This window comes from Pasteurella skyensis, assembly GCF_013377295.1.
Lineage (GTDB): Bacteria > Pseudomonadota > Gammaproteobacteria > Enterobacterales > Pasteurellaceae > Phocoenobacter > Phocoenobacter skyensis.
The window spans coordinates 2,046,789-2,061,344 of record NZ_CP016180.1 but is presented as its reverse complement, the minus strand read 5'-3'; the positions used below and the strand labels follow the sequence as shown (position 1 = coordinate 2,061,344).

General features: G+C 35.3%; 15 protein-coding genes and 1 pseudogene. 9 read left to right on the top strand and 7 right to left on the bottom strand.

Annotated elements, in window-relative coordinates:
* Positions 1–49: 49 nt before the first annotated feature.
* The 5 genes from A6B44_RS09975 (at position 50) to udp (ending at position 5,782) form a co-directional block, all read left to right on the top strand.
* Positions 50–1,012 (top strand): TAXI family TRAP transporter solute-binding subunit, encoded by a 963-nt coding sequence (locus A6B44_RS09975; RefSeq protein WP_090921388.1) that lies wholly within the window; start codon positions 50–52, stop codon positions 1,010–1,012.
* A gap of 149 nt (positions 1,013–1,161) precedes the next feature.
* Positions 1,162–3,792: a TRAP transporter permease gene (locus A6B44_RS09970; protein ID WP_090921390.1), complete on the top strand. Its 2,631-nt coding sequence runs from the start codon at positions 1,162–1,164 to the stop codon at positions 3,790–3,792.
* Between the two features lie 2 nt (positions 3,793–3,794).
* On the top strand, positions 3,795–4,220 hold the full coding sequence (locus tag A6B44_RS09965) for a universal stress protein (RefSeq protein ID WP_090921392.1): 426 nt from the start codon (positions 3,795–3,797) through the stop codon (positions 4,218–4,220).
* A 293-nt stretch (positions 4,221–4,513) separates the two neighbouring features.
* Positions 4,514–4,987: a transcriptional regulator AsnC gene (gene asnC, locus A6B44_RS09960; RefSeq protein WP_090921394.1), complete on the top strand. Its 474-nt coding sequence runs from the start codon at positions 4,514–4,516 to the stop codon at positions 4,985–4,987.
* Between the two features lie 39 nt (positions 4,988–5,026).
* Complete coding sequence (gene udp / locus A6B44_RS09955) at positions 5,027–5,782, top strand: uridine phosphorylase (protein ID WP_090921396.1); 756 nt, start codon at positions 5,027–5,029, stop codon at positions 5,780–5,782.
* Positions 5,783–5,890: 108 nt separating this feature from the next.
* Here udp and araD read toward each other — a convergent pair whose 3' ends face one another.
* From araD to ulaG, 4 genes are all read right to left on the bottom strand, one after another.
* Positions 5,891–6,586, bottom strand: coding sequence for an L-ribulose-5-phosphate 4-epimerase (araD, locus tag A6B44_RS09950; protein WP_090921398.1), 696 nt, complete (start codon positions 6,584–6,586; stop codon positions 5,891–5,893).
* Complete coding sequence (locus A6B44_RS09945; protein ID WP_090921400.1) at positions 6,580–7,440, bottom strand: L-ribulose-5-phosphate 3-epimerase; 861 nt, start codon at positions 7,438–7,440, stop codon at positions 6,580–6,582. Before A6B44_RS09945 ends, araD begins: the two co-directional genes overlap by 7 nt.
* A 26-nt stretch (positions 7,441–7,466) precedes the next feature.
* Positions 7,467–8,222, bottom strand: coding sequence for an HTH-type transcriptional regulator UlaR (gene ulaR, locus A6B44_RS09940; protein WP_090921403.1), 756 nt, complete (start codon positions 8,220–8,222; stop codon positions 7,467–7,469).
* Positions 8,223–8,307: 85 nt separating this feature from the next.
* Positions 8,308–9,399, bottom strand: a complete 1,092-nt coding sequence (gene ulaG, locus A6B44_RS09935; RefSeq protein ID WP_090921405.1) for an L-ascorbate 6-phosphate lactonase — start codon at positions 9,397–9,399, stop codon at positions 8,308–8,310.
* A 370-nt stretch (positions 9,400–9,769) separates the two neighbouring features.
* Here ulaG and A6B44_RS09930 point away from each other — a divergent pair, with 370 nt between their 5' ends.
* From A6B44_RS09930 to A6B44_RS09920, 3 genes are all read left to right on the top strand, one after another.
* A complete protein-coding gene (locus A6B44_RS09930) occupies positions 9,770–11,551 on the top strand; it encodes a PTS ascorbate-specific subunit IIBC (protein ID WP_090921407.1) in 1,782 nt (593 codons plus the stop codon).
* Positions 11,552–11,665: 114 nt separating this feature from the next.
* Complete coding sequence (locus tag A6B44_RS09925; RefSeq protein WP_090921409.1) at positions 11,666–12,142, top strand: PTS sugar transporter subunit IIA; 477 nt, start codon at positions 11,666–11,668, stop codon at positions 12,140–12,142.
* Positions 12,143–12,157: 15 nt separating this feature from the next.
* Positions 12,158–12,835, top strand: a complete 678-nt coding sequence (locus A6B44_RS09920) for a 3-keto-L-gulonate-6-phosphate decarboxylase UlaD (protein WP_090921411.1) — start codon at positions 12,158–12,160, stop codon at positions 12,833–12,835.
* Positions 12,836–13,028: 193 nt separating this feature from the next.
* Here A6B44_RS09920 and rpmG read toward each other — a convergent pair whose 3' ends face one another.
* Positions 13,029–13,199, bottom strand: coding sequence for a 50S ribosomal protein L33 (gene rpmG, locus A6B44_RS09915; protein ID WP_090921413.1), 171 nt, complete (start codon positions 13,197–13,199; stop codon positions 13,029–13,031).
* A gap of 11 nt (positions 13,200–13,210) precedes the next feature.
* A pseudogene (gene rpmB / locus A6B44_RS09910) lies at positions 13,211–13,309 on the bottom strand (50S ribosomal protein L28); the annotation flags it as partial.
* Between the two features lie 86 nt (positions 13,310–13,395).
* Between rpmB and A6B44_RS09905 the strand changes: the two are divergent.
* On the top strand, positions 13,396–13,878 hold the full coding sequence (locus A6B44_RS09905; RefSeq protein WP_246253111.1) for a transketolase C-terminal domain-containing protein: 483 nt from the start codon (positions 13,396–13,398) through the stop codon (positions 13,876–13,878).
* A gap of 227 nt (positions 13,879–14,105) precedes the next feature.
* On the opposite strand, the gene A6B44_RS09900 is transcribed toward A6B44_RS09905, so the two are convergent.
* Positions 14,106–14,318 carry a hypothetical protein gene (locus A6B44_RS09900; RefSeq protein WP_090921415.1) on the bottom strand — a complete coding sequence of 71 codons (213 nt, stop codon included), beginning with the start codon at positions 14,316–14,318 and terminating at the stop codon, positions 14,106–14,108.
* Positions 14,319–14,556: the final 238 nt, after the last annotated feature.

Sequence of the window (14,556 nt, the reverse complement as noted above, 5' to 3'; positions counted from 1 at the left end):
GACATGACACAACATTATTTTAAAACAACGTTTACAGAGGGTAAATTTGATGAAAAAATTTCTTAAAATTTCTTTGATTACAGGGCTTGCAATGGGAGCGATGTCTGCTCAAGCAGATGAAAAATTTGTGACTATTGGAACTGGCGGTCAAACAGGTGTTTACTATGTTGTTGGTCAGTCAGTGTGTAAATTAGTTAATCGCACTACTGCTAAAACACATATTAAATGTAATGCTCCATCAACAGGTGGTTCTGTTGCTAACTTAAATTCTATTGCAGGAAAACAGATGCAAATGGGTATTGCTCAATCAGATTGGCAATTCCATGCTTATAATGGTACAAGTTCTTTCAAAGGTAAAAAGAACGATAAGTTACGTGCTGTATTTTCTATCCACCCAGAACCATTTACGGTAATGGCTCGTGATGATTCTGGTGTTAAATCTTTTGATGATTTAAAAGGCAAACGTGTTAATGTGGGTGACCCAGGTAGTGGTACTCGTGCAACAATGAAAGTTGTTTTGGATGCGAAAGGTTGGACTGAAAAAGCATTTAAAGTGGCATCTGAGCTTAAAGCAGCAGAAATGGCTTCTGCAATGTGTGATAATAATTTAGATGCAATTTCTTATAATGTAGGACATCCAAATGGTGCGTTAAAAGAAGCCGCAGCATCTTGTGATGCACATTTAGTACCTGTAACGGGTGAAGCTATTGATAAATTAATTGCAGATAATGCATTTTATGCAAAAGCAACGATTCCAGGCGGGTTATATAAAGGGTCTGACAAACCAGTAAATACCTTTGGTGTATATGCAACTTTAGTGACTTCAACAGATGTTGATGCAGACAGTGTTTATGCTGTAGTTAAAGCGGTGTTTGATAACTTTGATCGCTTTAAACGTTTACATCCTGCGTTTGCAAACTTAAAAGAACAGGATATGATTAAAAATGCACTTTCAGCACCTCTTCACGAAGGGGCAGTACGTTACTACAAAGAGCGTGGCTGGTTAAAATAATTTAATTATTTACTTTATTAAATAATAATTGAGAGATAAAATTCTCATTATCTGAAAATTTCACAAATTTTCTTTTGCCCTCAATCTGTATCTGGATTGAGGGTAGTTCATTTTCCTTATAACTTAATTTTTTTACGAGAAAGCATATTATGTCTGAAAAAAACAGTGTGGATTATGATGATCTCCAAGATATGGTTGCATCAAACGACTCGGGCGGTCGTAATCCTTATGGACTCACTAAAAAACTTATTGTTGTTACTGCAATTTTATGGTCTATTTTCCAACTCTATTATAGTTCTCCTCTTGCTTTTTGGTTGCAAGGTATTGTAAGAAGTGTTGGACTTGATATAAATGTTGTAATTGATGATACGAAAGCACGTTCGATTCATCTTTCTTTTGCTTTGTTTCTTGCTTTTCTTACCTTTCCTGCTTTTTCAATATCACCTAAGCATAAAATACCTATAATAGATTGGTGTTTTGCAATAGTAGGTGCTTTTTTGGCGTCTTATTATCTTTTCTTTTATGAGGAGTTAGTGACACGCTTTGGTGCGCCTAATTTACAAGATATTATTGCAGGTTGTATTGGTATTGTTCTGCTTTTAGAAGCAACTCGCCGAACGCTGGGTTTACCCTTAGTGATTATTGCGAGCGCATTTTTGTTGTATAACTATTTTGGACAATTTTTTCCAACAAGCTGGATTGTTAGCCATCGAACAGGTACATTGTCTCATATTATCAATCAACAATGGGTAACTCCTGAGGGCGTATTTGGTGTTGCTTTAGGGGTTTCAACAAAATATGTTTTCTTATTTGTATTATTTGGAGCGCTACTAGATAAAGCAGGTGCAGGAAACTATTTTATTAAAACGGCTTTTGCTTATTTAGGGCATTTAAGAGGAGGCCCTGCGAAGGCGGCTGTCGTTTCTTCTGGTTTAACAGGATTAATATCAGGCTCTTCTATCGCTAATGTAGTAACAACAGGTACTTTTACTATTCCAATGATGAAACGTGTTGGTTTTTCATCAGAAAAAGCGGGAGCGGTGGAAGTTGCTTCTTCCGTTAATGGTCAAATTATGCCCCCAGTAATGGGTGCGGCGGCATTTTTAATGATTGAATATGTCAATATGCCTTATAGCCAATTGATTACTCACGCTTTTTTACCTGCATTAATTTCGTATATTGCTTTGGTGTATATTGTACATTTAGAAGCTTGTAAACTTGGTTTAGCAGGGCTTCGTAGAACTGATCCTGCAAGACCTGCCTTAGTGTTTATTTTGCGAATTTTAGCGACTTTCTTAACGATTTGCCTCCTTTATTTTATGGTTAAGTTTGGGTTAGGTTGGATAAAAAATATTGCACCAGACTCTGCCTTTATGATAATTATGGTTCTGCTTGCAATGGTTTATCTAGGCTTAATTTATCGAGTTGCGCAGTTCCCAGAATTAGAAATTGATGATCCTAATGCACCTATTGTGAAACTCCCATCGGTCAAGCCAACAATAAATTCAGGGTTACATTTTCTATTACCTGTTGTGGTATTAATTTGGTGTTTAATGATCGAGCGTTTATCCCCTGGATTATCTGCATTTTGGGGAACCGTTGTACTAAGTTGTATTTTGGTCACACAACGCCCTTTACTTAATTTTTTCAGAAAAGATTCATCGACCAATAGTATTGCACTGTTCAAGTTAGGGATTAAAGATCTCATTGATGGATTAGAGACTGGTGCTAGAAATATGATTGGTATCGGTATTGCAACGGCAACTGCGGGTATCATTGTTGGTGTAGTGTCATTAACAGGTTTTGGTGTACAGCTTTCAGGCATAATTGAAGCACTTTCAATGGGTAATGTATTAATAATGCTTATCCTTGTTTCTGTATTTAGCTTAATTTTAGGAATGGGATTACCAACAACGGCAAATTATGTGGTGGTTTCATCATTAATGGCAACAGTTATCGTGGAAGTTGGTCGACAAAATGGTTTAATTGTACCTTTAATTGCGGTGCATTTATTTGTGTTCTATTTTGGTATTATGGCAGATGTTACACCTCCTGTTGGGCTGGCTTCTTTCGCCGCCGCCGCTGTTTCAGGGGGCGATCCAATCAAAACGGGGCTAGTGGCGTTCTTCTATAGTTTAAGAACAGCGATTTTACCTTTCTTGTTTATCTTTAATACGGATTTACTTTTAATCGATGTGGGTTGGGCGAAAGGTATATTGGTCTTTATTATATCCACAACCGCAATTTTACTCTTTACCGCTGCATCAATGGGCTTTTTCTTAGCAAAAAATAAAAAATGGGAAACTTTATTATTAATACTTTCCGCTTTTATATTATTCCGTCCAGCATTCTTTATGGAGAGAATTTCGCCAAGTTCCTATGAAGTGCCAGCAACAGAGTTTGTGCAACATTTAGAAAATGCACCTGTAGGGGATAAAATAACTTTGTATATTGAAGGGGTGAATCCTTATGGTAGTAAAATTAAGTTTTTCTCAGAACTTGAAGTGCCAAATGTAGCGGGACAGAAGCGTTTAAAAGCACTTGGTTTAGAATTATTGCAACAAGATGATAAAACCATAGTGGATTTAGTGGACGTTGGTTCACCTGCGGAAAAAGCAGGGCTAAGTTGGGATCAGGTTATTTTAAATGTAAAATTACCACAAGCTTCACTGTCAAAAGAGCTAATGTTTATTCCTGCATTGTTAATAGCATTTTTTGTAGGTTGGAATCAACGACGTAGAGCGAAGCCTAGAATAAGTAGAGCAACTATAAAGGATTAAATATGTATAAAAAAATCTTAATTGTGATCGATTTAAATAATGAGCAAAAAGCAGCTGAAATGGTAAAAGTTGCACAGGAGCTGACAGGGCATAATCCTAATGCAGTTTATCGAGTTGCGATGGTGATCGAGCCATTTGATGGTAGCTTTGTTGCTTCTTTTTTACCACAAGGGTTTGATAAATCTGTGATTTCGGAAGCAAACAAAATGCTACACGAATTTACAAAAGAACATTTTCCTAAAGGATCAAAAGTACAACATATTGTGGCACACGGCACTGTTCATGAGGAAATTACTCGAATTGCTCACGATAAAAGCATCGATTTAATTATAATGTTGGCAAAGACGAAGAAAACCTCATTGGGGCTAGACTCTAGTACAGTGAAAGTGGCGCGTCATAGTGATAAGCCAATGTTGTTATTGCGGTAATATATTGCTCTTAACTAGCGGTACGATCTTCATTAAAATTTGCAAATTTTGAAGAAGATCGTACCGCTTGTAAAAATATTATCAGTATATTTTGCTTTTAAGGCAATAATTTTATGAAAGTAGTATCATTTTTTTAGATATTTTGGCTGCTTGATTAAAATTTGTGATTTTCTTCACATTATTTAAAGTAAACACTTCTCATTATTAGTATATTAGCGATATAATTGAAGTATATTTAAAAAAATTAGATATATAAATATATTTTCATAAAATAATAAGCGTAGGATTAAATAATGAAAAATAGTCACAACCCTATTTCCATAGATAAACTTGATCGACAAATTTTACGTACTCTCACTTTAGATGCTCGTACGCCTTATGCAGAAATGGCTAAAAAGTTTGATGTGAGTGCTGGAACAATTCATGTTCGAGTTGAAAAAATGCGTCAATCTGGTGTCATTAAAGGCACTCAAATTCGTATTGATGAACAAAAACTGGGTTATGATGTTTGTTGTTTTGTAGGTGTTATTTTAAAAAGTGCTAAAGATTGCAATACGGTTATTCAAAAACTCCATCAGTTTGATGAAGTAATTGAAGCTTATTATACAACGGGGAACTATTCCATTTTCTTGAAAGTGATGACCCATACTATCGAAGAGCTTCATTCATTACTTTCAACTAAGATACAGTCTCTTGATGAAATTCAGTCAACAGAGACGATTGTGTCACTACAAAATCCGATCAAAAGAAATATTAATCCATCTTAAAACCAATTTATAATTATACAAAAAATAAGGAGAAATAAAATGTCTGAAGTTTTCCATTTAGGCTTAACTAGAGCAATGTTAGAAGGTGCGGAGTACGCTATTGTTCCAGGAGATCCTGCACGAAGCGAACGTATTGCAAAACATATGGATAACCCAAAATTTTTACAGTCAACACGTGAATACACTTCTTGGCTTGGTTATATAAATGGCAAGCCTGTTGTGGTTTGTTCAACAGGGATTGGTGGTCCATCTGTTTCAATTTGTGTTGAAGAATTGGCACAGCTTGGTATTCGCAACTTTATCCGAATTGGTACAACTGGCGCAATTCAGCCACATATCAATATTGGTGACGTATTAGTGACAACAGGCGCAGTTCGTCTTGATGGTGCAAGTTTACATTTTGCTCCAATGTGTTACCCAGCTGTAGCTGATTTTGGATTAACTCAAGTGATGTATGACGCTGCGAAAGAGTGTGAATATCCAACTCATATTGGTATTACCGCATCATCAGATACGTTCTATCCAGGTCAAGAGCGTTACGATACTTACACAGGTAAAGTGTGGAAAGATTATCAAGGTCGTCTTGAACAATGGCAAGATCTGAATGTAATGAACTTTGAAATGGAATCAGCGACGCTTTATACAATGTGTAGTGCAATGGGATTAAAAGCGGCAATGGTTTCAGGTGTAATTGTGAACCGTACACAAAAAGAAATTCCAAACGAAGAAGATGCAAAAACAGTGGAAGTTCGCAGTGTAACAGCAACCATTGAAGGGTTGAAAAAACTGTTATAATTTAAAATGTTATAAAAACACCTCAACACTAAATTTAGTATTGAGGTGTTTTTTTATGATAAGATTTGCAATAAATAATTTTACTTAACTCTTTATTGGGAAGAAGAGTTATTGCCCGTAATACGCATTTGCACCGTGTTTACGTAGATAATGTTTATCGAGTAATTCTTGTTGCATTGATTGTATATTTGGACGAATTTGGCTTGTTACGAAATTCATATAGGCTAATTCTTCTAGCACCACTGAATTATGCACTGCATCATTAGCATCTTTACCCCATACAAATGGTCCGTGTGAATGCACGATTACCGCAGGAACTTGATCGGCTTGAATGTTACGTTTTTCAAAAGTTTCAACGATCACTTTTCCTGTTTCTAACTCATATTCCCCCGCAATTTCAGCAGGAGTCATTTTACGAGTACAAGGGATTGTACCGTAAAAATAATCACCGTGTGTTGTACCTAATGCAAGTAAATCCTCACCTGCTTGTGCCCACGCAGTCGCGTGGCGAGAATGAGTATGTACAATTCCACCGATATTAGGGAATTGGCGGTAAAGTTCTAAGTGGGTTGGTGTATCTGAAGAAGGTTTTAATTTTCCTTCTACAACTTCTCCTGTGAAAAGATCGACGACGACCATATCATCAGCGGTCATTTCATCATATTCTACACCTGACGGTTTGATAACCACTAAATTTTTTTCACGATCAATTTCGCTCACATTTCCCCACGTGAAGGTGACTAATTTATGTTTTGGTAATTCAAGGTTTGCTTTTAATACTTTTTCTTTTAATGCTTCTAACATTGGAAGCCCCCTTCTTTCATTTTTTGTTCTATCCAACGGCGAGCTTTGATAATCTCTGCGATTGGCTCTTCGGCCTTTTCTGTCCACATTTCAATTAAAAAAGCACCACGATAATTTAATTTATTGAGAATATTAAAGAATTTTGCAAAATCAACACAGCCGTCACCAAATGGTACATCTCTAAACTGTCCCTTGCAAGTTTCTGTTACTTTGTAAGTATCTTTTAAATGTAATGCTGAAATTTTATTGATACCTAAAGTTAACTCTTCTTCTATATTATCATTCCACGCTGAAAGGTTGCCGATGTCAGGATAAACGGTAAACCAAGGAGAGTTTATGATGTCATCCCATTTTTTCCAACGAGAAATTGAACTCATAAATTTAGTATCCATAATTTCAACAGCAATAGTGACTTGATTACTTGCTGCTAATTCAACAGCCCATTCAAGTCCTTCTTGGAAACGCTGGATTGTGCCTTCATCTTGCTCTTCGTAATAGACATCATAACCTGCTAATTGAATAGTACGAATACCTAAATCAACGGCTAATTGAATCGCTTTTTCCATCATTGTGTAGGCTTCTTTGCGAGTGGCTTCATCTCGGCTACCAAATGGGAAGCGGCGATGTCCAGATAAACACATTGATGGAATAGTTACACCTGTAGTTATAATCGCTTTTACAAGCTCTAAGCGTTGCTCTTTTGTCCAATCTAAACGAGCTAAACGCTCATCAGTTTCATCAATAGAAATTTCTACAAAATCAAAGCCACAAGTTTTAGCAATGGACAATCTATCTTGCCAACTAATATCTTTAGGTAGGGCTTTCTCATAAATTCCTAATTTATGTTTTCTCATTCTTTTATCCTGTCAAATCTTTATGGTTAAGCAAGAATAATTTGTAACCCTTGCGCTGTTAACTCTTTAATAATAGTTGGATCGGCTTCTTTCCCTGTAATTAAAATATCAATATTTTTTAATTCAGCAAAAAGCATTCCCACACGTTTTCCCAGTTTGGTACTATCTAGTAGGACAACTAATTTTTCTACTTTATCCAGCATTTTTTGTTCAGAATTAGCAATCAACATATCATTTTTATATAAGCCTTCTTGTGAAAGCCCTTTACCACTGGTAAAAAGAATATCTGCAGCATAATCATCTGAACTTGTGTTTAAAGACAGTGTAATTGCCTGACTTTTTGTATATTGCCCACCCATAATAACCACATTATTGTGCTCATTATTAATAAGTGTATTTGCTAGCGGTAAGTAATTAGTAATAATTTGCAAATTTTTACCACATAAACTTTCCCCTAACATCAACATTGTTGAACCGCAAGTAAGAATCACGCTCGTATCTTCTTTGCATAATTTATTTGCGGCAATGGCAATACGTTTTTTTTCTGCAAGGTTATTGATGTTTTGTTTGATAGTCAGTGAACCAGTTGAATAATAAGTTGTATTTAGAGATTCTGCGCCATTACGCACTTTTTTCAATTTGCCTTGTTGATCTAACTTTGTAATATCTCGACGAGCAGTAGCAGGAGAAATATCAAGCAGATCAATGATTTCAGACGTGGCTAAATATTTTCGTTCATTAACTAATTTAAGTAGCTGCTGTTGTCTATAATTTTCGTTCATATTTATATCTCTGATGAAAAAATGATGCTAATTATAATGAACAATAAAAGGAGAAACCACCCCAATTAAGGGGTGGTAAAGTATATTAAAGAATGCTTTTAAATGGTACATTTGGTTCTTGTTCAAAACAATCATCAAATCCACGAGGGTGGTGGTACTCAATTAAATCTTTATCACGAGGATACACATATTTACCACCTACTTCCCAAATAAATGGATGGAACTTATATTGTAAACGATCCTTACGCATTCTATATAATGCTAAGATTTCATCTGTACTTGCTTGGAAGTTTGACCATACATCGTGGTGTACTGGAATAATAACTTTTGCTCTTAATGCTTCCGCCATACGAAGTAGGTCAATAGAAGTCATTTTATCCATAATTCCAACTGGATTATCACCATAGTTATTTAATACTACATCAATATCGTGTTCTTTACCGTGTTTAGCAAATTGAACAGAGTAGTGTGAATCTGCACCGTGATAAATGTTACCACCCGGTGTTTTGAAAATGTAGTTTACACATTTTTTACCCATTTCTTCATCACTTGGGCAAAGACCGTGTAATTCGCCACCATTTTCCTCTGCACCTTGAACTGGAAGTGTGACTAAACACGTTCTATCAAAACCGTCTAATGCAAGAATTTCCATATCTTTGATTTTCACTGTATCGCCCGGTTTAACCGTAATACAACGATCTGCTGGTACACCCCATTTTTGCCAAATATCAGTACAGTATTCTGGACCAATAAATTTAACGTGATCTAATTTTGGGTTATTGATAACTGCTGCGGCAACATTGATATCAATATGATCACTATGGTAGTGTGAGGCTAATAAGAAATCTAATTCTTCAATTGCAAATGGGTCAATAACAACAGGACTTGTACGTAAGTTTGGTTGTAATTTACGCACACCTGACATATTCGCCATTTGGTGTCCACGTACCATATCTTTTACTTTTTTAGTATTTTTTCCACGGAAACACCATAGATCCATACATACGTTTGCCCCAGCGGGTGTTTTGATCCAAATTGAGCAGTTACCTAACCACCACATCGCAAAACTTTTTTCTGGCACTACCTCTGCGGCAATTTCTTCATTTAACCACGTTCCCCACTCTGGAAAAGTTGAAAGAATCCAGCTTTCTCTTGTTATTTCTTGTACTTTTGACATTTTAATTTACTCCTGATAAAAAACGATAATAAGAAATCAAAAATAATCATACATAATCATTTTGATTTATTCAATCTTTTTTTCCTAAACTGTGATTTAGGTCAAATTTTATATTTTTTTCATTTTTCAAAGGAATAAAAGCGATTTATTTATGATTTTCTCTGAATAACCATCTTTTTTTATCAAAAATATTTAAATATAAAATGTGATCTTGTTCACAAATAATCAAATTTAATCTTTTTTAATCGTCTATTAAGGCGTATTATAGTGATGATTACGCAAATTTTGATTTTCTATATCATAATAGTGATTGTTGAAAATCGCTAATCGTTTCAACTACTATTTTTTACTCACAAAAAGGAAATGACTTATGGAGTTTATTACAGAAATCCTGATTTTCCTAAAAGATCAAGTGCTATCTAAAGCACCGCTCTTATTAGGTATCGTTGCTTGTATTGGTTATATTTTATTGAAAAAAGATACCACTACAATTCTTAAAGGAACTATTAAAACTATAGCTGGTTTTATGCTTGTACAAGTAGGTGCTGGCACACTTGTTAAAGGCTTTAAACCAATTATTTTAAAACTTAATGAAGTACATGGTTTAACAGGGGCAATTGTTGACCCATACACTGCTATGCAAGCGACCATTACCACAATGGCAGATAATTATGCTTGGGTAGGTTATGCAGTACTTGGAGCATTAGCATTAAATATTCTTTTAGTTGCATTTAGACGTTTCACTGGTATTCGTACTATTATGCTTACTGGACACATTATGTTCCAGCAAGCAGGTTTAGTGGCGGTATTTTATATGATTATTGGTGCAACAATGTGGGAAACCATCATTTATACTAGTGTATTAATGGCACTTTATTGGGGTATCTCTTCTAATATTATGTATCAACCAACACAGGCTGTTACAGGTGGAGCAGGGTTCTCAATTGGTCACCAACAACAAATTGCATCTTGGATCGCGGTTAAAGTTGCACCTAAATTAGGTGATAAAGATGACAGTGTTGAACATATGAAATTACCAAACTGGTTGCATATTTTCCACGATAGCGTATCAGCAACAGCGATTGTAATGACCGTATTCTTCGGTATTATTTTACTGTCATTTGGTTTAGATAACTTACAAGTAATGGCGGGTAAAACACACTGGACAATCTATATTCTTGAAACAGGGCTTAAATTTGCGGTCGCTATTCAAATTATCGTAACAGGTGTACGTATGTTCGTCGCAGAACTTTCAGAAGCTTTCAAAGGTATTTCTGAGCGTTTAATTCCAAATGCAGTATTAGCGATTGACTGTGCGGCAATTTACGCATTCTCTCCAAATGCAATGGTATTCGGCTTTATGTGGGGTGCTATCGGTCAGTTTGTTGCTGTTGGCATTCTTCTTGGTATGGATGCAAGTGTTCTTATCATTCCAGGCTTTATCCCAATGTTCTTCTCTAACGCAACAATCGGGGTATTTGCAAACCGCTTTGGTGGTTGGAAAGCTGTTATGAAAGTTTGTTTTGTAATGGGTATGATCGAAATCTTAGGTTCTGCTTGGGTAATCCAAATGCTTGCTGATCAAGGTACAATCTTTAATGGTTGGATGGGAATGGCTGACTGGGCATTATTCTGGCCACCAATCTTACAAGGTATCATCTCTATCCCATTCTTCTTCTTTGTTATTGTTGCCGCAGCATTAGTTTATATGTTCTTTGCATCAAAACAATTACGTACAGATGAAGCAGCAGCACAAGCTCAAGGTAAAACATTAGATCAATATTATGGATTTGGTATTGAAGAAGATGAAGCGGTCACTTCTGAGGAAGTTTTTACAAATTCTCAAAGTAGTGCAAAAGCTGTTCGTATCTTAGCAGTATGTGGTTCTGGTCAAGGTTCATCAATGATGATGAAAATGAAAATCAAAAACTACCTTGATAAACGTGGTATTCCAAATGAAATGGATTCTTGTGCGGTTACCGATTATAAAGGTAAACTAGCAAACGTAGATATCGTCGTTTCTTCACAGCATCTTGCGAATGAAATTGATGGTGGCGACAAAGTATCTGTATTAGGTGTTAAAAATATGCTTAACCCGAACTCATTTGGTGATGAATTGGTTGAATTAATCAATAAACACAACGCAAGTTAATCATCAACTGCGATTAATTTTAGAGAGAATCTAAAATAGTTAAAACAGCCCCTAGAGAATAATTTCTAGGGGCTCTGTTCTTAAAATTGAAAAAATATTAAAAAGGTATTTAAAATGAATTTAAAACAATCTCTGATTGAGAATAACTCAATTAAATTAAACCAAACCGCCACTAGCTGGGAAGAGGCAATTAAAATTGGTACCGATATGTTAGTTGATTCTGGTGCGATTGAACCTCGTTACTATGACAACATTATCAATAAAGTAAAAGAAATGGGGCCTTACATCATCTTAGCACCGGGACTAGCAATGCCTCACGCTCGCCCAGAAGAAGGCGTAATTAAAACCGCTTTTGCATTAGTCACATTGACTGACCCCGTTTTCTTTGATGGTGAAGATGAAGGTGTAAAAGTACTGATTACTTTGTCAGGTAGCTCATCTGACGAACATATGCAAGGCATTATGGAAATTACCCAAGTGCTAGAAGATGAGGATCCTGAAAGTGAAACAGGGGTTGATTTAGCAAAAATCTTGGCGTGTCAAACAAATGAAGAAATTTACGCTGTTATAGATGCAGCATTAAACAAATAATAAAAGGAATATAAAATGTCAAAACCATTATTACAAATTGCATTAGATTCATTAAGTCTTGAAAAAGCAGTAGCAGATGCAAAAGTGGCGGAAAAAACCGTAGATATTATTGAAGTCGGAACAATTTTAGCTTGTGCCGAAGGAATGAAAGCGGTAAAAACCTTACGTGCATTACACCCAGATCACATTTTGGTGTGCGACTTAAAAACTACCGATGGTGGAGCAATATTAGCGAAAATGGCATTTGAATCAGGTGCAGACTGGTTAACCGTATCAGCAGCAGCCCACCCTGCAACAAAAGCAGCGTGTAAAAAAGTGGCTGATGATTTCAACGCAGCAAATCCAGATTTAAAAGTGAAAAAAGAAATTCAAATTGAAATCTACGGCAACTGGACATTTGAAGATGCACAAGAATGGGTTGATTTAGGCGTAAAACAAGCAATTTATCACCGCTCTCGTGATGCTGAACTAGCTGGAAAAGGTTGGACAGCAGAAGATATTGAAAAAATGCAAAAACTTGCTGATCTTGGCTTAGAGCTGTCAATTACAGGCGGTATCGTGCCACAAGAGATTCACTTATTTAAAGAAATTACTAATGCGAAAGTCTTTATTGCAGGACGTGCATTAGTAGGTGAAAAAGGTGAGGAAACTGCACTGGCTATCCGTGCAGAGATCGATAAATACTGGGCTTAAATCATTATTTGATGTCTATATAATAAGTCGCCTTTTTATTATTAAAAAAGGCGGCTTTATTTTTTTATGTTTAAGATAACACTCTTTTAGGTATAATCAGGTATTAACAAACAAAATAAGCGGTGAGATGTTATGAATTATTTACAAAAAAACCAGCAGAGGCTGGGTTTTAAATTTTGATATATAAAGCAAATTATTTAATTTTTGCTTCTTTATACATAACGTGTTTACACACAACAGGATCATATTTTTTGATCTCCATTTTACCTGGCATATTACGTTTGTTTTTATCTGTAGTGTAGAAGTGACCTGTTTCAGCACTAGACACTAATTTAATTTTTTCACGATTACCTTTAGCTGCCATTGTTTAGCTCCTTAGATTTTTTCGCCACGAGCACGAATATCAGCTAAAACTACATCGATGCCTTTTTTATCAATAATACGCATTCCTTTCGCTGTTAAGCGTAAAGTAATGGAGGAACGCATATGTCTTTTGAAGATATAGGGACTATTCGTGGCTTGCTAGTGCAAATGTTCTTGAAATTACCGATGGTACAATGATGAAAAACATTATCAATCAATTAGTTGATTTAGGTGGTTTTTATTGGGTTCGCACCATTCGTAAAAATGCAGTTAAAATTTACCAAGATGATGAAACTTTTACTATTGGTAAAGCAAAAGTGCTACGAGAAAGTAAAGATGCAAACAGTATTATGGTTGCCGAAGCATTTAAAGTGGCTGAAATACTAACACAGCAAGGTATTCAAGTAAGCGTTATTGATATGTTCACTCTCAAACCGATTGATAAAGAATGTATTATTAAATACGCTCAATTAACTGTTAAAGTCGTAACCTGCGAAAATCACAGTATTGAAAATGGACTTGGCAGTGCTTTCGCAGAAGAGCTATCAGAACATTGCCCAACCCCTCTGCGTCGTATCAGCATTAAAAACTGCTACGGACAAGTTGGCACACTTGATTTCTTAATAAAAGAATATGAGCTAACTGCTGAGAATATTGTGAAACAGGTGGTTTCGTTTTAAATTTGTAATCTAAACCAATCAATAAGGCAAAGAAATTTGCCTTATTTTTTATTATGTAAACAATTTAACGGCACGCTCTACACCCGCTCTGATTAGTCACCGTCTTAGTGCTTGTCATTCTATAACCAAATTTATTTTCTAATTCTTGTGCTGTTTTTACTTGCTTACCACATTATGTGGAAGCTTAATTATTCCAGACATTGCTAATCTCCATTACACAAATAATATTAAATTTCGCCACGCTCTTTTAAAACAGAATATGCCATAGTTTTTTCTTTTCTAGTTGAACCAAAAAAACCTTCATCCTTAATAATTTCTCGTAACTCAGAACTTGATTTACTTTGCATTTTTTCTTTTAACACTTGCATTTCAGCATTATATTCTGCTGCTGAATTTGCAACCGATTTAAGAACAGAACTAGCACTATCAAAAAATCCCATTTCTTTCTCCTATAAATTTATTAAACTAATAGTATTGTTACTTAGTATGTCAATACTAAGTAACAATACTATTAGTTCTTGGATGGAGTTTTTAAGATTTAAGAAAAATGATGTAAATTTAAGATAAAAAATAACCGCTTATTATAGTTAATTAAATTAAAAAATAAGATAGTGTAATTGATTTTTAATTTAGTATAAATTTATAAGCGGTTAGATTGATTAAGAATTCTGCAAATAA